Source organism: Streptomyces sp. NPDC033221, assembly GCF_055577005.1.
The window spans coordinates 100,549-121,241 of record NZ_JBVIQN010000016.1 but is presented as its reverse complement, the minus strand read 5'-3'; the positions used below and the strand labels follow the sequence as shown (position 1 = coordinate 121,241).

General features: G+C 72.8%; 13 protein-coding genes and 1 pseudogene. 9 read left to right on the top strand and 5 right to left on the bottom strand.

Going from position 1 to position 20,693, the window contains the following annotated elements; translation table 11 throughout:
• Positions 1–48 precede the first annotated feature (48 nt).
• The gene (locus tag ACZ53K_RS22105; RefSeq protein ID WP_468839171.1) at positions 49–5,739 is read left to right on the top strand and encodes a condensation domain-containing protein; all 5,691 of its coding nucleotides are present in this window, start codon (positions 49–51) and stop codon (positions 5,737–5,739) included.
• Complete coding sequence (locus ACZ53K_RS22100; RefSeq protein ID WP_468839168.1) at positions 5,736–6,734, top strand: 3-oxoacyl-ACP synthase; 999 nt, start codon at positions 5,736–5,738, stop codon at positions 6,732–6,734. Before ACZ53K_RS22105 ends, ACZ53K_RS22100 begins: the two co-directional genes overlap by 4 nt.
• 38 nt (positions 6,735–6,772) lie before the next feature.
• Here the strand turns inward: ACZ53K_RS22100 and ACZ53K_RS22095 are convergent, their stop codons facing one another.
• Entirely contained in the window at positions 6,773–8,323 is a 1,551-nt protein-coding gene (locus ACZ53K_RS22095; RefSeq protein WP_468839165.1) for a peptide ligase PGM1-related protein, read from the bottom strand.
• Between the two features lie 211 nt (positions 8,324–8,534).
• Here ACZ53K_RS22095 and ACZ53K_RS22090 point away from each other — a divergent pair, with 211 nt between their 5' ends.
• Positions 8,535–9,362 (top strand): aldo/keto reductase, encoded by an 828-nt coding sequence (locus tag ACZ53K_RS22090; protein WP_468839291.1) that lies wholly within the window; start codon positions 8,535–8,537, stop codon positions 9,360–9,362.
• Between the two features lie 30 nt (positions 9,363–9,392).
• Here the strand turns inward: ACZ53K_RS22090 and ACZ53K_RS22085 are convergent, their stop codons facing one another.
• On the bottom strand, positions 9,393–10,319 hold the full coding sequence (locus tag ACZ53K_RS22085) for an ANTAR domain-containing protein (protein WP_468839162.1): 927 nt from the start codon (positions 10,317–10,319) through the stop codon (positions 9,393–9,395).
• A 364-nt stretch (positions 10,320–10,683) separates the two neighbouring features.
• On the opposite strand from ACZ53K_RS22085, the gene ACZ53K_RS22080 reads away from it, so the two are divergent.
• Positions 10,684–11,421 carry a dienelactone hydrolase family protein gene (locus tag ACZ53K_RS22080; protein ID WP_468839159.1) on the top strand — a complete coding sequence of 246 codons (738 nt, stop codon included), beginning with the start codon at positions 10,684–10,686 and terminating at the stop codon, positions 11,419–11,421.
• Positions 11,422–11,624: 203 nt separating this feature from the next.
• Here the strand turns inward: ACZ53K_RS22080 and ACZ53K_RS22075 are convergent, their stop codons facing one another.
• Positions 11,625–12,530, bottom strand: a complete 906-nt coding sequence (locus ACZ53K_RS22075; protein ID WP_468839156.1) for an aldo/keto reductase — start codon at positions 12,528–12,530, stop codon at positions 11,625–11,627.
• Positions 12,531–12,603: 73 nt separating this feature from the next.
• On the opposite strand from ACZ53K_RS22075, the gene ACZ53K_RS22070 reads away from it, so the two are divergent.
• Positions 12,604–13,584 carry an ArsR/SmtB family transcription factor gene (locus ACZ53K_RS22070; protein ID WP_468839154.1) on the top strand — a complete coding sequence of 327 codons (981 nt, stop codon included), beginning with the start codon at positions 12,604–12,606 and terminating at the stop codon, positions 13,582–13,584.
• 109 nt (positions 13,585–13,693) lie between these two features.
• On the opposite strand, the pseudogene ACZ53K_RS22065 reads toward ACZ53K_RS22070, so the two are convergent.
• Positions 13,694–14,056, bottom strand: a pseudogene (locus ACZ53K_RS22065) (TetR family transcriptional regulator C-terminal domain-containing protein); the annotation flags it as partial.
• On the opposite strand from ACZ53K_RS22065, the gene ACZ53K_RS22060 reads away from it, so the two are divergent.
• From ACZ53K_RS22060 to ACZ53K_RS22050, 3 genes are all read left to right on the top strand, one after another.
• The gene (locus ACZ53K_RS22060) at positions 13,944–14,723 is read left to right on the top strand and encodes an SDR family NAD(P)-dependent oxidoreductase (protein WP_468839152.1); all 780 of its coding nucleotides are present in this window, start codon (positions 13,944–13,946) and stop codon (positions 14,721–14,723) included. The pseudogene ACZ53K_RS22065 and the gene ACZ53K_RS22060 sit on opposite strands and share 113 nt — an antisense overlap.
• Before the next feature lie 142 nt (positions 14,724–14,865).
• Positions 14,866–15,348 carry a nitroreductase family deazaflavin-dependent oxidoreductase gene (locus ACZ53K_RS22055; RefSeq protein WP_468839149.1) on the top strand — a complete coding sequence of 161 codons (483 nt, stop codon included), beginning with the start codon at positions 14,866–14,868 and terminating at the stop codon, positions 15,346–15,348.
• A gap of 435 nt (positions 15,349–15,783) precedes the next feature.
• Positions 15,784–16,833 (top strand): transposase, encoded by a 1,050-nt coding sequence (locus tag ACZ53K_RS22050; RefSeq protein WP_468839147.1) that lies wholly within the window; start codon positions 15,784–15,786, stop codon positions 16,831–16,833.
• Between the two features lie 107 nt (positions 16,834–16,940).
• Here ACZ53K_RS22050 and ACZ53K_RS22045 read toward each other — a convergent pair whose 3' ends face one another.
• Positions 16,941–19,736 (bottom strand): AAA family ATPase, encoded by a 2,796-nt coding sequence (locus tag ACZ53K_RS22045; RefSeq protein ID WP_468839144.1) that lies wholly within the window; start codon positions 19,734–19,736, stop codon positions 16,941–16,943.
• Between the two features lie 194 nt (positions 19,737–19,930).
• On the opposite strand from ACZ53K_RS22045, the gene ACZ53K_RS22040 reads away from it, so the two are divergent.
• Positions 19,931–20,692, top strand: a complete 762-nt coding sequence (locus ACZ53K_RS22040; RefSeq protein WP_468839141.1) for a hypothetical protein — start codon at positions 19,931–19,933, stop codon at positions 20,690–20,692.
• The last annotated feature ends 1 nt before the right edge of the window (position 20,693 follow it).

The following is a 20,693-nucleotide window of genomic DNA, read 5'->3' as shown; positions in this document are numbered from 1 at the left end:
GCCCCCCACCACAGCGGTCGCCGACCGCCGGAACATCGGAGAAGACACATGAGCACGGGCGACGTCGCGATCATCGGGGCTGCCGGGATCTTTCCCGACGCGGCGGACCTGGAGACGTTCCACGGCAATCTGCGGGCCGGCCGCGACAGCGTCGGCCGGCCGGGCCCCGAACGGCTGCGGCCCGGCGACGACCCGGGCGAACGCTACCTCGCCATGGGCTACCTGGACCGCGTCGACCTGTTCGACCACGAGCTGTTCGGCATCCCGCGGCGCGAGGCCGAGCTGATGGACCCGCACCAGCGGCTGCTGCTCCAGCTCACCCACCAGGCCGTCGAATCCGCCGGCTACGCACCGGCCGCACTGCGCGGCTCGGCCACCGCGGTACTCCTCGCGTCCGTGGAGACCGGCCCCGAGTGGACGGAGGACGAGGACCGGGACGTGGTGGGCCTGCTCGGCACCTCGACGGCCGCGCTCGCCGCCCGCCTCAGCTACCTCTTCGACCTCCAGGGCCCGGCGCTGGTGGTCGACACCGCGTGCAGCAGCGGACTGACCGCACTGAGCCTCGCGGTCCGCCACCTGCGCGACGGCGAGACCCCGATGGCCATTGTCGGCGGCGTCAACCTGCTGCCCCCGCCGGTGCGGCGGGCCGACTGGACCCCGCTGCCCGGCCTGGAGTCCAGCGACGAACGATGCCGTCCCTTCGACGCCGACGCCAACGGCATGACCGCGGGCGAGGGCGGCGGCGTCGTCGTACTGAAGCCGCTGTCCGGCGCGGTGGCCGACGGCGACAACGTCCTGGCCGTACTGAAGGGCGTCGCCGTCAACCACAACGGCTTCCGCGCCGCCACCATGGCCGCGCCCAGCCAGGTCGCCCAGGCGGACGTGCTGACCGGGGCGTGGCGGGACGGGGGAGTCGAGGCGCACACCATCGGCTACGTCGAATGCCACGGATCGGGCACCCCGCTCGGCGACGTCGTCGAGGTGGACGCGCTGCGCCGGGCGTTCGCCGACGCGGGCGTGACCGGCCGGCAGTGCGCGATCAGCTCCGTCAAGGCCAACATCGGGCACCTGGGCAACGCGGCGGGCATCGCCGGCCTCTTCAAGGTCATGGCGGCGCTGCGGTACGGCACCCACTACCCGGCCGTCAACTTCACCGCCCCCAACCCGCTGATCGACTTCACCGGACCGGTGTACGTCAACGACGCGCCACGGCCCTGGGAGGCCAATGGCAACTCCGTACGCCGCGCCGGGCTGAGCAGTTGGGGCATGACCGGCACCAATGTGCACGCCGTACTGGAACAGGCCCCCGCCGCCCCGGCCACCGGGACCGCCGTACCGGGCGCGGAGCTGGTCAAGGTGTCCGCCCGGTCGGCCGCCGCCCTTGACCGCTACCGCACGCGGGTCGCCGCGTTCGCCGAAGGCACCGACCAGCCGCTGCGCGCCGTCGCCCACGCCCTGAACCGCGGCCGCGACGACCACCCGTACCGGCTGGCCGTGACCGCCGGGACGACCGGCGAACTGGCCGCACGGCTGCGGGCGGCGGCCATCCCCGAAACGCCGGCCGCCGACGCCCCGCGGCCCGTCCTGCTGTTCTCCGGGGACGCTCTTCTCGACGACGCGGTCTGGGCGCGGCTGCGCGCCCAGTTCCCCGTCCCCGTCGAGTGCGAGGAACTCGACGCCGCGGCACCGGATCCGGCAGGCCGGACCGTCGTACGGCAGTACGCGCTCTACCGGGTGGCCGAATCACTGGGGCTGGCGGACGTCGGCCTGATCGGCTCCGGAGCGGGCAACCTGGCCGTGCGCGCCGTACGAGGCAAGCTCCCGCTCGCCGAAGCCGTCGCCGAGGCCTGCGAGCGGCCCCTGTCCGCGGTCCCTGACCGGGAGCGGCTGGAGCCGGTGGTGGCCGGGCTGGTCCGCGACGGCGCGCTGCTCGTGGAACTCGCCCCCGGCGGCGTACTCACCCGCGAGATCGCCGAACTGGCCCCGGAGCTCCCCGCCGTGGACCTCGCCGGGGACGGCACCCGGGGCAGCGTCCTGGAACGCCTCGGCCACCTGTACGCGCTGGGCGCCACCGTCAACTGGGAGCGTTACTACCGCGACACCACCGTCCGGCGCATCGAGGCACCCACGTATCCCTTCGAGCCGACCCGGTGCCGGTTCGGCAGGCCCGGCACTGGGCGGCCCGCCACCAACGGGAGCGCGGCCGCCCCGCCCGCGGCGGGCGCGGTGGCGCCACCCGGCCTCGCGGAGGCCGAACGGCGCGTCGCCGCGGTGTGGGCGGACCTGCTCGACCAGCCCGACGCCGGACCCGACTCGGACTACTTCATGCTCGGCGGCACCTCACTCGTCGGCGTCGGACTGCTCCGCCGCCTCCAGCAGGACTTCGGCGTGGAAGCCACCTTCGCCGACCTCTACGCCCACACCACCGTCCGCGCCCTCGCCGGACGGCTGCTCGCGCTCACCGAGGAAGCCGGAAACACCGCAGCCGGGGCGGCGGGACAGGCCGAGGAGCAGGCCGACCGGCCGATCCCCCGCATCGGACGCGACGGCCGGCTGCCGCTCTCCTTCGGCCAGGAGCCCCTGTGGTACCTCGACCAGGTCAACCCGGGCAGCCCGCTCTACAACGTCCCCGCGCCCATGCACCTGACCGGCCCGCTGGACGTGGCCGCCCTCCAGGACGCGCTCACCGACATGGCCGACCGCCACGAAGTGCTGCGCAGTGCCTTCCTCACCGACGAGAACAGCGCCCCGTACGTGGCGTTCACCGCCCCCGAACCGCTGCTGGCCGTCCTCGACGTCAGCCGGATACCGGAGGAGCAGCGCGGACCCCGCGTCCGCACCCTCATCGGGGACGCGGTGGCGCAGCCCTTCGACCTCACCCGGGACACCCTGCTGCGGGTGCTGCTGATCAAGCGCGCCGAGGAGGACCACGTCCTCGTCCTGACGTTCCACCACACCGTCTTCGACGGCGGGTCCACCGCACTGTTCTCCCGCGACCTCGCCGAGTTCTACCGGGCGCGGAGCACCGGAACCCCCGCCCGGCTGCCCGAACTGCCCGTCCAATACCAGGACTACGCGGCCTGGCACCGCGCCCTGCCGGACGGGCGGCGGTGGCGGCGCAGCCTGGAATTCTGGCGCGCCGAACTCGACGGCCTCACCCGCCCGGAACTGCCGCTGGACCGCCCGCGCCCGGACGTCCAGTCGTACGACGGCGAGGTGCTGCCCTTCCTCGTCGACGCCACGACCGCCGGACAGGTACGGGAGTACAGCCGCCACCACGGCGTCACCACCTTCGTCACCATGCTCGCCGTGCTCGACGCGCTGGTCCACCTGTGGTCCGGCCACCGCGACATCGTCATCGGCGTCGCCACCTCCGGCCGGGTCCACCCCGACGTCCAGGACGTCCTCGGCTATTTCAACAACCTCCCGCCGTTCCGTACGGACACCACGGCCGACCTCACCTTCGACGAGCTGGTCCGGCGGTGCGCGGGCACCGTCGCGGGCGTGCTGGACCACGAGGAGATCCCGGTCGGCCACATCGTCACGGCCGGCGGCGCCCGGCGTGACCTGGCCAGGCACCCGCTGTACGACGTGACGTACACCTACCAGAACGTGCCGCAGCACGAGGGCGGCATGGCCGGCGTGGAGATCACCCGGTACGCCGACACCGACGTCGGCGGCGTGGTGCCCGGCACCGCCAAGTTCGACCTGTCCTTCGGGATCGTGGACGCCGGAGCCGGGCCGATGATCGGCGAACTCGACTACGCGACCGCGCTCTTCGACCGGGCCACCGCCGACCGCCTGATCCAGTGGTTCCCCGAGCTGGTCGCGGCGGCCGTGGCGGACCCCGGCAGGACGATCGGCGAACTCGGACGGCAGCAGCCGGCACGGCCCGCGGGGGAGCCGGCCGCGGAACGCGGTGCCGCCGCGGAGCTGGACGGCGGGCCCGCGCGGCGGGCCGAGCCGCGCCCCCTGGCACAGCCGGTACCGGAACCCGTCACAGAGACACCCCGCGACGCACCGGACATCCTGCGCCAACTCTTCGGCGAACTCGTCGGAACGGGCCCGGCCGGCGCCGACGACGACTTCTTCACCATCGGCGGCGACTCGGTCATGTCGATCCAACTGGTGGCCCGCGCCCGCCGCGCCGGAGTGATGATCGCGCAACGCGACGTCTTCGAACGGCGGACACCGGCGGCGATCGCGGCGGTGGCCACAGCCGCCCCCGCCCGCCCGGCGGCCGACGACGCCGCCGGCCGCGGCATCCCGCTGACCCCGGTGATGCGCGAATTCGCCGAACGGGCGGGCATACCGCACCGGTTCACCCAGTCCGTGACCCTGGCCGTCCCCGCCGGCACCGACCCCGCCACCCTGACGGCCGCCCACCGCGCGGTGCTGGACCGGCACGACATGCTCCGGGCCCGGCTGACGGGTGACGAGGGCACCGACCCGGCCACCTGGTCGCTGACCGTGCGCGAGCCCGCGGCGCACGGCACGGTCACCGAAGCCCGCCGTATCGACGCGACGGGACTCGGCGGGCGGGAACTGGACGATCTCGTACAACAGGAGAGCCGGGCGGCGTACGGACGGCTCGATCCCCGGGCCGGCGTCATGACCCAGCTCGTCCTGCTGGACCGGGGGACGGCGGAGGAAGGCAGGCTGCTCTTCGCCGCCCACCACCTCGCGACCGACGTACTGTCCTGGAAGGCCGTGCTGCACGACCTGGAAACCGCGTACGACGCGCTCGCCGCGGGCCGCAGCGCGGCGCTCCCGCCGGTGCCGACCTCCTTCGGCCGGTGGGCACGGACCCTCGCGGAGTTCGCCGGCACCCCGGCGTGGCAGGCCGAACTCCCGGTGTGGCAGCGGATCCTCGCCCCCGGTGAGCCACTGCTCGGCGGGCGGCCCCTCGACCCGGACCGCGACGGTCCCGCGCACGCCGGGCGGGTGTCCGTGGAGCTGCCGGTCCCGGTGACCGCCGGGCTGCTCACCGCCGTACCGGCGGCCTTCTACTCCGGTACCGGCGACCTGCTGCTGGCCACCCTGGCAGCGGCGGTGGCCGAATGGCGGGCGGCACGCGGCGACGGCACCGGGCCGGTGCTGGTCGACGTGGAGGGACACGGCAGGGAACCGCTGACCGACGACATGGACCTGTCCCGCACGGTGGGCTGGTTCACCTGCGCCTATCCCGTACGGCTGGACCCCGGCACGCTCGACCTGGCCGAGGTACGCGCCGGCGGGCCCGCCGCGGGCCACCTCGTCAAGCGCATCAAGGAACAGCTCGGCGTCGTCCCCGGCAACGGCCTGGGCTACGGAGCCCTGCGCTACCTCGACCCCGGCACCGGCAGCGCACTGGCCGGACTGGCCACCCCGTCGATCGGCTTCAACTACCTCGGCGCCCTCGTCGGCAGCGGCGGACCCGGCCCGGACGGTGGCTGGCGGCTGCTCCACCTCGGCGGCGAAGTCGCGGAAAGCACGCTCCCCGGCCACGCGCTGGAAGCATCCGGGACGGTGGTCGAAGGACCGGCCGGGCCCGAACTGCACCTGGCTGTCGCGTCCTCACGCAACCTCGTCGACGAAAGCGCGGCCCGCGAACTGTGCGAGGGCTGGGCAACCCTGCTGACCGGGCTCGCGGTGTACGCGGACCGGCCCGGCGCCGGCGGGCACGTGCCGTCGGACTTCCCGCTGGTCGCCCTCAGCCAGCACCAGATCGAACAGCTGGAAGCGGGGATCGGGGAATGAACATCGCCCTGCACACCACGGCCACCCACCTGCCGGGCCGCACCGGCCTGGCGGAACTGCCGGAACTGGCCGCGCTCAGCGACCCGGAACGGGCCGCCTGCCTGGCCCTCGGCATCGAGCGGGTGGCCGTCGGCGACGGCCTGACCGCGGTGGATCTAGCGGCTCGCGCCGGGCGGCAGGCCCTCGCCACGGCGGGGCTCGCACCGGACCGGCTGGACGGCCTGATCATGATCGAACCCCGGGCGCCGGAGGCGTTCTCCACCTCCGAGACCACCCGGCTGCAGACGCTCCTCGGCGCGGACCGGGCCTGGGCGTTCTCGGTCGGCGGCCTGGGCTGCGCCTCGGTGGTGCCCGCCCTGCTCGCCGCGGCCGGGCGGCTCGCCACCGACCCGTCCGCCACCCACCTCCTCATCGTCCACGGCAGCACACCGGTCACCTCCCGCCGCTACCGGCACCCGGTGACCGTCAACGGCGACAGCGGCCAGGCGGTGCTGGTCTCCCGGGACGGGCCGCTGCACGTCCGGGACATCCTGCTGGAGACCAGCGGCGAGTTCTGGGACCTGTTCCGGGTCGACTACCGGGACCGGGCACCGGACCAGTGGCGCGAGGAGTGCACCGACCTGCCCACATACGCCTTCCGGCTCGCGGTGGAGTCCAGGAAGCGGATCGCGGCGCTGACCCGGCGGCTGCTGGAACGCAACGGCGTGGACCGGGACGCGGTCTCCTGCTACATCGGACAGAACCTGTCGTCCGCCGCGCTGCGGATCGTCGCCGAGTCGCTGGACGTGAAGCTCTCCGACGCCTGCGCCGACAATCTGCGGGAGAACGGCCACCTCGGCCCCAACGACGCCCTGTTCAACCTCGCCACCGCCATGGACCGCGGCCAGCTGCCCGAAGGCGGGCTGGCCGTCGTACTCAACATGAGCCCGGCGGCGGCGTGGAGCGCGATGCTCGTCGAGCACGGCGCCGGGGAGGGCGGTGCCGTCTGCCTCTGAGGACTGCCTGGGCTGTCCGTGGACGGCCCGGGGCCCGTTCAAAGGGCGGCAGCATCCGGCGCCCCCAGCGAATCCAACAGCGCGAGGAACCGGCGGAACCCCTCATGAGCCGCCTCGGGCGTACGGTCGACGGCGACTGCGCCGACCTTCCCGAACGCGGGCAGCGCGCCCAGCATGTGGAGGATGACTCCACGGCGGTCTTCGTGCCGGTAGAGCAGCCCCCGGAGGGCGGCAGCGTCGAGGACCTGTCCCGGGGTGAGCGAACGGTAAGCGGCCTTGTGCAGGCGGTCGGAGGCGACGTAACAGCACGGCTCCCCCTCCGGCGTCAGAAACTCCCCGGTCCCCGGGACGTAGCTCCCCCCGGTCGCGCCGTGGAGGAACATGAGCGGCGCCGTACCGCCGCCCATCCGCAGATTGATCTCCACGGCGCGGTGCCGGAACCCGGCCGCCCCGCGAACCGACACGAAGTCGACACTGGCGAAACCGACCATGCCCTCGGCGGCGAGGGCACGGCCTGCCCGGTGGGCGAGTTCCCGCAGCTCCGGCCGGTGGTCCGCGCGGGCGGGGGCGGAGCAGCCGACGTACGTCTGGCGCAGGGCGGCGTCGAAGAGCTGGTCCTGGGTGGAGATGACCCGTACGTCGCCGGAAGGGGCCACGTGCACCTGGGCGGACGGGGAGCGGACCTCGGGCCCGTCGAGGTACTCCTCCACGACCCCGCCCATGGCGTCCAGTTTGCCCGCGTAGTGCTCCCAGGTGTCCGGAGGAGTCGCGAACTCGATGCGCTCCGGAAGAACGCCGCGGATCCAGCTCGCGGCACCACCGCCCCGAGGCGCCCCCCGGAAGGTGAACATCGCGTTCCCGCCGGCACCGAAGCCGTCATTCAGCTTGATCATGGCGCGGTCCACGTCGGGATGCGCCGCCCGCAGCCCGGCGAGGGCGTTGACCAGGTCCCCGCGGTCCCGCACACCTTCGATACCCCGGGGCACCGGCACACCGGCGGCCCGGAACAGGGCGCGTGCGCCGCTCTTGGTCCCCAGGGCGGACAGGTCCGGGTCGCACGCGTAGAGCGGCACCCCGAGCCGCACGGCGAGCGTCCGCTCGTAGCGTGAGCCGTTGAAGGCGAGAAGGCAGGCGTCCTCCGGGTCCGGCACCCGGCTCCTGATCCGTTTCACCACGTCCGGCCGCTGGAGCACCTTCCGGGTGAGCGGGGCGGGGCGGCCGTCCCCGCAGTCGACGAAGAAGAGCCTGCGCCGCGCGTCCGCGACGGGCAGCGAACGGACCAGCCCGAGCGCGTAATCGACCAGCGGCCCGGGCAACGGCCGGCTGGTGACGTAGACGAGACGCCGGCGGGGATCACGGAGCAGATGCAGAAAGGCGAGCAGGCGCTCCTCGTAGTGCACGACCCCCGGAATCTTGTCCATCCCGGCCTGGTCGAGCGTGAAACTGGGCACGATCACCACGACTCCGGGCGAACCCTCACCCCCGGCCACACCATCCGGCCCGAACGGACCGGACAACCGCTTCCGCAGCTTCCGGAACGCGGCCGCCTCCTCCGCCATGTCCACTTCGCTCGCCCCGTCCGGTGTCACGATGGCAGCCCTCCAGCCGTGTCGGCGCCGTGACCTGAAGCGCCAGCATGGCAAACGGCCCGCGGTACGCGACCGCCACACGCGCGGCGCCCGGCAGATACCAAACGCGGCCACTGAACCGCAGCGGGAGTGCACGCGCCTCACGGAAAACTCAACTGCCTTGCTATCGTGCCTTCTTGAATGAGGGGGAAGGTGACGCGTGGCATGGTCAGTGTTTCTCAACGGTGGGGACCCGGGAGCGCGGCGGCTCGGTTTCGGGGCCATGCAGCTGCCGACGGAACCGGCGCCTGAGCGCGCGGCCGCTGTCGCGGTCGTCCGGCGGGCCGTCGGGCTGGGTGTCCCGCTGATCGACACCGCTCACCTGTACGGCGCGGGAGCCAACGAGGAACTGCTGGCCGAGGCCCTGCACCCGTACCCCGACGGGCTGGTCGTCACCACCAAGGTCGGCGTCGCCCGGTCTGGGCCGGACGGCGAGTGGCGGCTCGACGGGCGTCCGGCCGTCCTGCGCGACCAGGTCGAGCAGGCGCTGCGCCGGCTGCGTCTGGAGCGGATCGAGCTGCTGCAACTGCACCGTATCGATCCGCGAACACCCCTCGACGATCAGCTCGGCACGCTGCGGGACCTGCGGGCCGAGGGCAAGATCGGCCGGATCGGGCTGTCCGAGGTCACCGTCACCGAACTCGGCCGGGCCCGCGAGACCGTCGACATCGCGAGCGTACAGAACCGCTACAACGTGCTCGACCGCGAGCACGAGCCCGTGCTCGCGGTCTGCGAGGCGGCGGGGATCGCGTTTCTGCCGTGGCGTCCCGTCGCCTGGGGAAAGACGGGGGAGCGGGCCGAGGTCGCCGCTGTGGCGGCCGAGCCGGCGGCCACCCCCGCGCAGGTCGCGCTCGCCTGGCTGCTCGCCCGTTCGCCGGTCGTCCTGCCGATCCCGGGCACCGCCCGCATCGGTCACCTGGAGGAGAACCTCGCCGCGGAAGGCCTCGGTCTGAGCCAAGCCCACCGCGACAGACTCGCCCGGCTGGCGGAGCCTGGGTGAGGGCCGGGACCCTGCCGACGAGTGCCGGGGCTACTGGCCCGTGCGTCCCGACGGACCGGCCCGCAGGGCCCTGCCGCGGCGGTGGAGATCTTCCAGGGCACCCAGCACGACCGTGTGCCGGTGCCATTCCAGCCACCGGCCGGCCTGGGCGGCCATGCCGTCAAGGGCGGTGGCCTGGGTCCGTGTGAGGTCCTGGTTCGTTCGCAGGAGGTGGAGGGAGAACACCCCGACGGTACGGCCCGCGGACGAGAGCATCGGGATGCTGTGCGCGGTACGGCTGCCCACCGTCAGGATCATTTCGCGGGCCGGCTCGCTGAGCGCCGGATCGGTGGCGACGTCGGAGACGACCCGGACCCGGCGCCGGGCGGCGAGGGAACAGGAGGTGCCGTCCTCGACCACGGCGAAGAAGTCCAGGAACTCCTCGCTGAGCCCGCTGTGGTGCTCCATCCGCAGCCCGACCGAAGGTTCCAGCGTCTGCAGGTCACCCATCGGCGCTTCGGTGCACGCCAGTGCCTGGTGGAGCACCTGCTTCAACACGGTGCCGCGGTTGACCTTGTCCGGCCGGTGACCGGGCAGGAAGCGCAGCGGGGGAGCCGCCCGGCCGTTCCGGCCGGGGAACCACAGACCTCGCTCGTCGTCGGGGCGGGGGACGGAGACCACGGCGGACGCGAGGTTGCGCAGCTTCAGGTTGTGCTGCTGCGAGCAGCTCTTCATCAGCTCGAACGCGGTCTCCGTGTCCGGCAGCCGGTAGCGCTCCTGGAGCAGGCCCTGCGCCTGGGAGATCAGCGGATGCGCGAGCAGTTTGCCCCGAAGATCCCGTACCTCCCGGCGAAGCCGGTCGATCTCCGCCTGCGCGCCGTCCGCCGGCCCGCCGTTCCGGGCGCCATTGGCCCCCGGAAGTGCCGCGGACGTACCGGGATCGTGCGCCGCCGCCGGCGGATCCAGTGGCTCTTGCATGATGAATTCTCCCTGATCGGACCGTGAACGGGGCACCGCGAGCGGTCGGCAGGCTGGTCGCTGGGGCGGCGCCGCGTCCTCTGCGAACCTAAGCCATCCGCGCGCGGCGCCCCACTGGGCACGGGCCTTCCGGGACTTCTGTGGTAAGGGTCACTTGGCTGTGCGGGGCCTACTGGGCGGAGAGGTCGTCGTGTGCGTGGGTGACGCCGTGGCCTGGGCAGGTGATCCGACAGCGCTGCCGTGGGAACGGGGATTGTGACGGCTCTTGTGAGCCCTCGCCGTATTTCAGGGGGACACCCGCGCTGTTCTGCCAGTGGCAGAACAGCGGCCGGACCGGGCTCGATGATCACTACAGTCCAGTCTCATGACGACGATTACGACACGTACGGTCGAGTACCCGGCCGACGGTTTGACGATGATCGGGCACCTCGCTCTCCCGGCCGGTGCCGACCGCCGGCCCGCGGTGCTGCTCGGACCAGAGGGCACGGGGCTCAGCGACGTCGAGCGCCGCCGGGCCGATGCTCTCGCCGAGCTGGGATACGTAGCGCTGGCCTTCGACCTGCACGGCGGGCGCTATTTGGCAGACCCCGAGGAGATGCTGGCCCGTTGCATGCCACTGCTCGCTGATCCCGACCGGATGCGGGGCATCGGCCATGCGGCGCTCGACGTGTTGCGCACCGAACCGCGGGCCGACCCCGACCGGATCGCCGCCGTCGGTTACGGCACCGGGGGTGCCATCGGGCTGGAACTCGGGCGTGATGGCGTCAACCTGCGCGCGATCGGGACAGTCAACGCACTGACCACGGGCCGACCGGGAGAGGCGGCGCACATCCGCTGCCCGGTGTGGGCCGGGGTCGGGTCGGAAGACCCGATCATGCCGCCCGCGCAACGGAACGCGTTCACCGCGGAGATGCAGGCCGCGGGCGTCGACTGGCGCCTCGCGGTCTACGGCGGCGCCTTGCACGCCTTCCACCACCCGCCGGTCGACCACACCGTGCGTCCCGGCGTCGGCTACCACCCACGGCACGCGCAGCGCGCCTGGCGCGACGTCGTCGACCTGCTCGCCGAGTGCTTGCCCGTGACGGAGGATCTGGGGGCATGACCCAGGTAAGCATGCTGGCGCCGGGCCTGTCGGCGTCGGGCACTGACCGTCCCCTCCCCTCTATCTCGGTCACACCCCATGGTGTCCAGGTGCAGCCCCGTCTCCCGGCAAAGCGTGCGTTGGAGCGTCCGCGCGCCGCGTGCAGCACCACCTGCGCACGTACCCGCAGCCGGTGCTCGTCTTGTGCCCGTAAGCCATCTCTTTCAGGTTGCGTGGTGAAGCGGATCCAGGGCGGCCAGTTCGTCCTCGGAAAGGCGCAAGGACCCGGCCGCCATGTTCTGGGCGAGGTGATCGAGGTCACCAGTGCCGGGAATGGCCAGAACGTGTGAGCCGCGGTGCAGCGTCCACGCCAGCCGGACCTGGGCGGTGCTCACCGCCCGGGCGCGGGCAATGGCGCGCACCTGGCTGTTGTCCTCGGTGGATGCGCCGGCCGTGCGTCCGCTGCCGGCGATCGAGTAGAAGGGCACGAACGCGACGCGCTGTTCACCGCACAGGCGCAGCAGTTCCTCTTGCTCGGGTGATGCGCCGATGCCGTACATGTTCTGGACACAGACCACCGGTGCGATGGCCTGGGCCTCGGCGAGGTGGCGGGGGCGGATGTTGGACAGGCCCAGGTGGCGGATGAGTCCGGCGTCGCGCAGTTCGGCGAGCGCGGCGAAACGGTCGGTGAGGGAATCGGTGCCGACGATGCGCAGGTTGACCACGTCGAGGTGGTCACGGCCGAGCCGGCGCAGGTTCTCCTCGACCTGGCCGCGCAGCTGCCCGGGGGTGGCGTGGGGCAGCCAGGCGCCTGAGGGATCGCGGCCGGGGCCGACCTTGGTGGCGATGACAAGGCCGTCAGGGTAAGGAGCGAGGGCGTGGTTGATCAGCTCGTTGGCACAGCGCAGCCGCGAGAAGTAGAACGCGGCGGTGTCGATGTGGTTCACGCCGAGCTCGACCGCCCGGCGCAGCACCTTGATCGCCTGGTCGCGGTCGCGCGGGACGGCGTCGGGCGCGAACGCCTCGCCGTGCTGGGGCAGGCGCATCGTGCCGAAGCCGATCCGGTTGACCGTGCGGTCGCCGAGCTTCCAGGTGCCCGCTGCCGCCGCGGTGGTCGTCTGTGAGGTCATGGCGGGATGATCGGCGTTCGGTAGCCTGACGGGCCATTGTTTAACGCATATCTGAATCCGTTGGGCGGGTGTCATGACGAAGCTGGCGTTCTCGGCGAACGATCTCGCGCAGGTGCGGTTCGCCGTCTCGCCGATGTGGGAGGTCGCGCCCAGCTTCCGGCTGTTGACGTCGAAGACGGCTCATCCGGTTCACCGGTCCTGGGTCGAGCAGGTGCGGCCGCGTGTGGTGGCCGCCGGCCTGGACCGGGGATGGCTTGCCGAACTGATCGGGCCCTCCGGCTACGTGCCCGACTTCCTCACCCCGGCCCCCGCAGGGCCGGCTCCCACGCCGGCAGCGGAATGGGATGCGATCTTGGCCTCGCCTGCCGAGCGGGTCCGCCAGGACCTCGACCACCTCGCCCGCCACCAGGGACATCTCGGCCCACGCCTCTTGAGTCTCCACGCCGACCCGTCCGCTTGCCTGACCAAGGTCAGGCAAGAAATGGAAATGTACTGGCAGCTGGCTCTCGCCCCGTACTGGGCGCGGATCAGGACCGCGTTGGACGCCGACATCTTCCACCGGGCCCGCACAGTCGCCGAGCACGGCGCGGTCCGTCTCTTCGACGGCCTGCACGCCTCGGTGAGTTGGGACGACAACGCGCTCAGACTGGTCCGCCGCAAACGAAGCATGCCCCGCCAGTCCGCGGGCGCGGGGCTGCTGCTGATTCCGTCCGCGTTCACGGGACCCGGTCTGCGCACCAGGGTAAGACCGCCGGACCCGCCGCAACTCGCTTATCCGGCCCGTGGTGTCGGCACGCTATGGGAGACGCGGCCTGCCATCGGAGCCTGCGCGCTTGCTCCCGTCCTCGGCCGCTCGCGAACTCTGCTGCTTACCTCACTGGAGGCCCCGGCCTCGACCACCGAACTGGCCCGCCGCACCGGGCTCTCCGCGGCCGGGGTGTCCCAATGCCTCACAGCGCTGCGCAACGCTGGTCTGGTCAGCGCCCATCGCGCCGGCCGTTCCGTTCTTTACGCCCGCACCGCTGCCGCTGAAACCCTCCTCGAAGCCTCCTGATGATCAGAACGCCTCGGCGAGCACGCCAGAGCCTCGACGGCCGACGATGTCAACGTGGGTGCGGTTCCTCGCCCCCAAGGCCGCGACACGCCTCTCCGGGCGCCTGCTGTCAGACGGGTGGCCAGTTTCGCAATGCCGCGTCGGCCACCTGCTGGAGTTCGGAGCGGTCGGCGCCGCCGGCGGCCTGGACGGCGATGCCGTTCGCCACGGTCATGAGGTAGCGGGAGAGCATCTCCGGGTTCGCGTCCGGGGGCAGGTCGCCCTCATCGACGGCCTGCTGGAACCGGTGGCGGAGGCGGGTGCGGCCGTCCTCGCGCCAGGTGGTCAGGGCGTTCTGGGCCACCCGTCCGGAGTCGCCGATGGCCAGTGAGCCCTGCACGCCCAGGCATCCGGCGGGGCAGTCGGGGCGGGTGGTCGTGTTGACCGAGCCGGTGAGGAACGAAATCGGCCTGGCCACCGCCACGCGGCTGGCGTCCGAGGGTGCCCATGTATTCATCACCGGCCGGCGCAAGGACGCGCTCGACAGTGCCGTCGAGTCGATCGGTTCCGCGGTCACCGCGGTGCCGGGCGACATGGCGGAGCCGGCCGATCTGGACCGGCTGTACGACGCGATCCATGACCGGGGCCGGGGCCTGGACGTGCTCTTCGCCAACGCGGGCATCGCCACACTCGCACCGCTGGCGCAGGCCACCCAGGAAAAGTTCGACCAGATCTTCGGTGTCAACGTCCGGGGCACACTGCTGACCGTGCGGAAGGCGCTGCCGCTGCTCAACGACGGCGCCTCGGTGATCTTGAACGACTCCATCCGCGCCGACGACGGCCGGGAGACCTTCGGCCTGTACGCGGCGTCGAAGGCCGCGGTCCGCCCCCTCGCGCGGACCTGGGCCAACGAGCTGAAGGGCAGGGGTATCCGGGTCAACACGGTCGCGCCGGGCGCGATCGACACCCCCGGGGCCGACCTCGTCATCGGCCAGGTGAACGCGGCCGCCGTCAAGGCGGAACTCGCGGCGGGAGTGCCGATCGGCCGGATAGGGCGCCCGCAGGAGGTCGCCGCCGCCGTGGCCTTCCTCGCCTCCGCCGACAGCAGCTTCATGCTCGGCACCACCCTGCACGTCAACGGCGGCGAGAATCAGTTCTGACCCCGCCATGCCGAGCCCCGGCCTGTCGCGGGCGATTCCCCGCCCGCGACATTCCGCCCGGCCGAACGGCGGTCTCCCCTTCGCGAGGGGCTTGTGCTGGACTGTCCCGGGATGGTTCCTACGCGACAATGGGGTGAATGCGGTGCCTCTTGAGGGCGAGTACGAGCCGAGTCCGGCGCAGTGGGTGCGCGATCAGGTCGAGCTGTATGAGAGTTCGGGTGGCACACAGGGCACCACGCTCTGGGACACGGGCCTGCCGGTCGTCATCGTCACGATGCGCGGCGCGAAGAGCGGCAGGATCCGCAAGATTCCGCTGATGCGCGTGGAGCACGAGGGGCGGTACGCGGCGGTGGCCTCGAAGGGCGGCTTCCCGCGCCACCCGGTCTGGTACTTCAACCTCAAGGCCGACCCGCGGGTGGATGTCCAAGACGGCCCCGTACGCCAGGGCATGACGGCCCGTGAGGTCACCGGGGACGAGAAGGCCCAGTGGTGGCAGCGCGCGGTGGCCGCGTTTCCGCCGTACGCCGAATACAAGGAGAAGACCACCCGCGAGATCCCCGTCTTCGTACTCGAACCCGAGCACGTGGCCGGGCCGGCGAAGGACCCGGCGCCGACGGGGGACTGAGCTTCGCTTTTATCCCCGCTCCGTGATCGTCTGCGGTTGGCGGCGCATGGGCGGAGACATGGAACGGCCATCGCGGGACTCTCCAGGTAGGTGAAGACCGGGAGGGCGCGATGGCCGTCGCTGTCAGTGTGCTCGGGGCCGGCTCGGCCCGCCAGAGCCGCATCAGCTTAAGGTGTTTCCGGCAGGGGTGGCATGCCTGTCTGGCCCGGCGGGCGGACGCGTTGTTCGAGCTGACCGACGCTCTGCTGGCGACCGGCCCGGTCATCTCGCTGCCGTATCTGTCGCTGGACGGGCTGCACCGGCGGGGCCATGGCAGCACCTACGCGGCCCAGGGCCGCGTGGACGCCGAAGCAGCACGCGGCCTGCTCGCGGGCTCGCTGCCCGGCGCCGCCCATCCGGTGTTCGCGGTGGATGTGAGCGTGTGGGCCCGCAGCGATGCCGAGTGCTCGCCCGGCCGCGGCTACTACTACCACCCCTGGCAGGCACTCGGCGGGGCAGCCGATCGTGGCCGGCTGGGCCTACTCCTGGCTGGCCGGCCTGGAACTGGCCACCAACTCGTGGACCGCGCCGGTGGACGCCCGGCGGCTGGTCCCGGAAGAGAACCCCAGTGCCGTGGCCGCCGGCCAGATCCGCGGACTGCTGCAGCTGCGTCCCGACCCCGGCTCGCGCACGGCACTGTTCGTCTTCGACGGCGGCTACGACTCCGTGCACCTGGCCCTCGGCCTTGCCGGAGTCCCGGCCCAGATCCTCGTCCGGGTCCGCTGCAACCGGTCCTTCTACGGCGACCCGCCGCCTCGCCACAGGCCCGGCGTGGGACGTCCCCGCCGCCACGGTGCGAAGTTCGCCTGCGCGGATCCCACTGCCTGGCCGGCGCCGGATGCCGTGCACACGTGCGCGGACGAGCAGTACGGCGCGGTGACCGTGCAGCTGTGGCACCGCCTGCACGCCAAGACCCAGCAGCACGACGGACATGGCAGCCGCGGTCCCCGCCCGGTCATCGCGGGCACCCTGGTCCGGCTTTGCGTGGACCGGCTGCCCGGCCGCAGCCGAGCCCCGAAGACCCTGTGGCTGTGGTGGACCGGGCCACCCGGCCACACCCCCGGTCCCGACCTGCTCTGGCGGGCCTACACGCGGCGCTTCGACATCGAGCACACCTTCCGCTTCGCGCGGCAGACGCTGAACTGGACCCTGCCTCGCCCCCGCACCCCCGCCCAGGCGGACCGCTGGACCTGGCTGGTCCTTGCTGCCTACACCCAACTCCGCCTCGCGCGGCCCCTGGCGGCCGATCACCGGCTGCCCTGGGAGAAACCCCTGCCGCCACAGCGGCTGACACCCAACCGGGTCCGGCGGCAATTTCGCTCGCTTCAGGCGGCAGCGGGCTCCCCCGCCGGCCCGCCGAAACCCTGCGGGCGCTCACCCGGACGCCCTCAAGGCACCTACCGAGGCCCCGCACCCCGCCATCCAGCAGTCAAAACCACCGCATGACCAGCGACCCTTTACCGGCAAGGATAAAAGCGAAGCTGAGCTTCGGTCCCCACTCGCCCGGTCCGGCAAGGCGCCGCGCGGCTGGGGGCGGGAGCCCGGCGACCGTGTCAGTCGACCAGCTCGCCGGACGCCATCAGCCGCGTCAGCTCGGTACGGGAGCGGATGCCCAGTTTGCGGTAGACACGGGTGAGATGGGCCTCGACCGTCTTGCGGGAGACGAAGAGGGAGACCGCCGCCTCGGTGTTGTTCAGGCCGCGGGCCACCGCGCGGGCCACCTGGAACTCCTGCGGCGTCAGCTGCTCCCATACGCCGTCCGGCGCGGCCGGTGCGGTCAGTGGGGCGCCGGTGGCGGCCAGTTCCCCGGCGGCGCGCCGGGCCCATGGCACGGCGCCCAGGCTCTCGAAGCGCGCCAGCGCCGAGGTGAGCGGGGCGCGGGCGGCGGCGGGATGGCGGTAGCGGCGCAGCAGTTCCGCCTCGCACAGCAGCGTACGGGCCTGCTCGAACGGCTCCCGGACGCGCTCGTGCGCCGCGAGCGCAGCGGCGAACGCAGCCCGCGCCGTCTCGTGCGACGCGGCCAGCAGGCCCCGGCAGCGGGCCGCGGCAGCCTCGGCGGCCGCCAGCCTGGTGGTTCGCGCCCGCTCCTCCAGCCACTCCGCGACCTCCGTGGCGCGCGCGGTGTTGCCCGTCCGCAGCTGCGCCTCGGCGAGATCGGCGGCGCAGGGTGCGACCAGCGGATTGCCCACTCCTTGCGCGGTGAGCAGCGCGAAACTCTGCTCCAGTTGGTCGGCGGCGGCGCAGTGGTCCCCGTGCGCGAGCGCCGCCAGGCCCAGCGCGGCGGTCAGGTGCATCTCCAGGCAGCCGATGCCGTACCCGCCGACCTCCCGCCGGGCCCGGCTCACCTGTTCCTCGCACCGCACCCGGTCGCCGCGCAGGGCGTCCAGCCGGGCCAGACAGGCCAGGCTGTAGCCGACGCAGGAGATCTGACCCAGCTCCTCGGACCAGCGCAGCGCCTCGGTTGCGTCGCCGTATCCGGCGTTCCAGTGGCCGACGCGGGCTTCCAGATCGCTGCGTACGGCCAGGGTGAACGGCAGTACGCCGGGCGCGCTGTGCCGGCGGGCCGACTCCACGGCGGAGTTGAGCAGCCGGCGGCTGCGGTCGCGGTCCTCGACCCAGTTCCAGGCCTGCCCGGCCAGTGCGTACAGCTGCTGGTTGCGTACGGGATCGCCGGTGCAGTGCCCGTCGGCGGCGCCCAGCATCGCCACGCCCCGGCCGATCTGTCCGGAGAGCGTGAGCGCCGACCCGAGCAGGGCCATGCTCAGCCAGCGGTCCGGCCCCGACTCCGAGGCCAGTTGGAAGGAGTCCTCGGCGATCCGTACGGCGGAGGCCACCCGGCCGTCCATGCTGGCGGGTACAACCGCCTCGGCGAGCAGGACACATGCCCGTACGGGATCGGTGCGGCGGATGTTGCTCGCGGCCTCGATGAGGAGTTCGTAGGCGCGGGCGGGCTCGCCGTTCCAGGTGTGGATACGCCCCAGCAGCAGCTCGATGTCGGCGCGTACGGCGGGTTCCGTTGTCGTGCGCAGTGCTTCCTGGCACCACTGGGAGCTGGATGCCGAGCCGCCCAGGAAGGCGTCCGACGCGGCGCGGTGCAGCAGGTCCGCGCGCGCCGCCCGGTCTCCGGTCAGTTCCGCGGCGCGCCGCCAGGCCAGCGCGGACTCCTCGAACGCGCTGCGCCGACGGGCCTCTTCCGCCGCTTCGGTCAGAGCGGCGGCGGCCCGTTCGTCGGGCCCGGTGGCGGCGGCCGCCCGGTACCACGCGTGCAGCGGCCCACGCGTGACCTCGGCGAGAGCGCCGAACGCGGCGAGCCGGTGGGCCAGCGGCGCCCGCCCGAGCACCAGCGGACGCAGCACGGGGTGGCGGAAGTCCAGCCCGTCACCGTTCGAGGTCACGAGGCCGTCCTCCTCGGCCGGGCAGAGGGCCTTCAGTGACAGCCCGAGCACCTCCAGCGCCTCGCACAGCCCGGACAGCGCCGTCGACCGGTGTGCGGCGAGCACGGTGAGCGCCTGCCGGGTGTCCTCGGGAAGCGCGCTGATCCGGGCCGACCAGGCGCGTTCCAGGTGGCGCCCCAGGGACGGCGGATTGTGCATCGGCTCCTCGCCGCGCGCCTGCTCCGGGGTGAGGGAGTGGGCGGCCTCCAGCAGGGCCAGCGGATTGCCGCCGCTGACCTTGACCAAATCCGCCACCACCGCCGGCGCCGCCACGATGCCCGCCTGCCGCAGCAGCTGCCCGCACTCGCTCCGCGACAGCCCGGTGACCTCGACGGACGGCAGACCGTGCGGCGACCCCGGCTCACCGTGCTCCTCGCGCGAGGTGAACGCGAGCGCCACCCGCTCGCCCGCCACCCGCCGCGCGACGAACAGCAGCACCCGCTGGGAGGACGGATCGACCCACTGGAGATCGTCGACGAGCACGGCCACCGGCTTCTTCTCGCCGAGCGCGGCCAGCACGTTCAACGCGCCCATGCAGGCCGCGTACGGGTTGGCCAGCGGCTCGCCCGACAGGGCCAGACATGATTCCAGCGCCGCGCGCTGCACCCCGGGGAGTTCCCTGAATTCTGAACCAAACGGGAGCAACAGGTCGGCGAGGGCCGCGAAGGGCAGGACGGTCTCCGATTCGATGCCCCGCGCCCACAGCGCGGCGTCCCCGGCCTGCTCGGCGGCGTACTCCAGCAGCGCCGTCTTGCCCACCCCGGGCTCGCCCCACAGCAGCAGGGCCGCGCCCCCGTCCGCGCCCGCGGCCAGCAGGTCGTCGATCAGGCGGCGTTCGCGCCCGCGGCCGACGAGGCCGGGGCCCGCCGGGCGGGGGAGCCGGGACCAGCCGGAAGTCCGTTGCCTGCCGTCCATGTCGCCCCCCGGGCGCTCGCATGTGCCCTGTACGCCCGTACTCCGGCGCCGGGACCATCATGCTCCCCAGCAGGGCGCCCCTGAAGGGCCTCGCACATTCTGCGGGCACATATGGGGACCTCCCCGAAGCGGCGCCGCGACGGAGGGCGTTGAGTGGCAGTACGCGCGGACAAGGAGAACACGGGGGGCACGTCATGACAGGCTCCGCAGGGCCCGGTCCTCGGCTGGATTCGGTCGAGCTCAAGGTCACGTTCTCCGGCGCGCGGGCGGAGGTGGCCGCCAAGGCTCTGGCACCGGACGACGGGGGCGTCTGGTGCCAGGTCTTCTTCTGCGAAGGCCCCCGCCACCGTCACCCGAACGAACTCCCGCTGCTGGAGGCCGGGGTGATCCTGCGCCTGCGGTCACGCCAGGGCAGGACGGGCGACACCACCGCCAAACTCCGGCCCTGCCGCCGGGCCCGTATCCCCGGCCACTGGCTGGACTTCCGCCGGCACGAGGACGACGAACTGCGCCTGGAGAGCGACTGGGCGGGGGAGCGTCAGGTGCTCTCGGCGTCGCTGACCCGTACACGTGACCGCCGCGACATCGACGCGGTGACCGCCGGGGAGCGGCCGCTGCACACCGCATTCTCCCGCGCGCAGGAGCGCTTCCTGGACGACTGCGCCGACCTCGCCGTCGACTTCGGACAGCTGACCGTGTACGGGCCGGTGCGCGCCCAGCGCTGGCGCGACGTCCGCCGCCGGCACCACGAGCTGACCGTGGAGCGCTGGTCGCTGACTCCGCGCACCGGGCCGCCGCTGGACTGGCTGGAGGTCTCCGAACGGGTGGAGCCGGAGGGCGCCGAGGTGGTACGGGCGTCGCTGCTGGCCCTGCTCCGGCAGCTGGGCCTGGAGCCGGACCTCGAACAGGAGAGCAAGACCCGGCGCGTCCTGGAGGCGCTGACCAGAGACGCGTGAG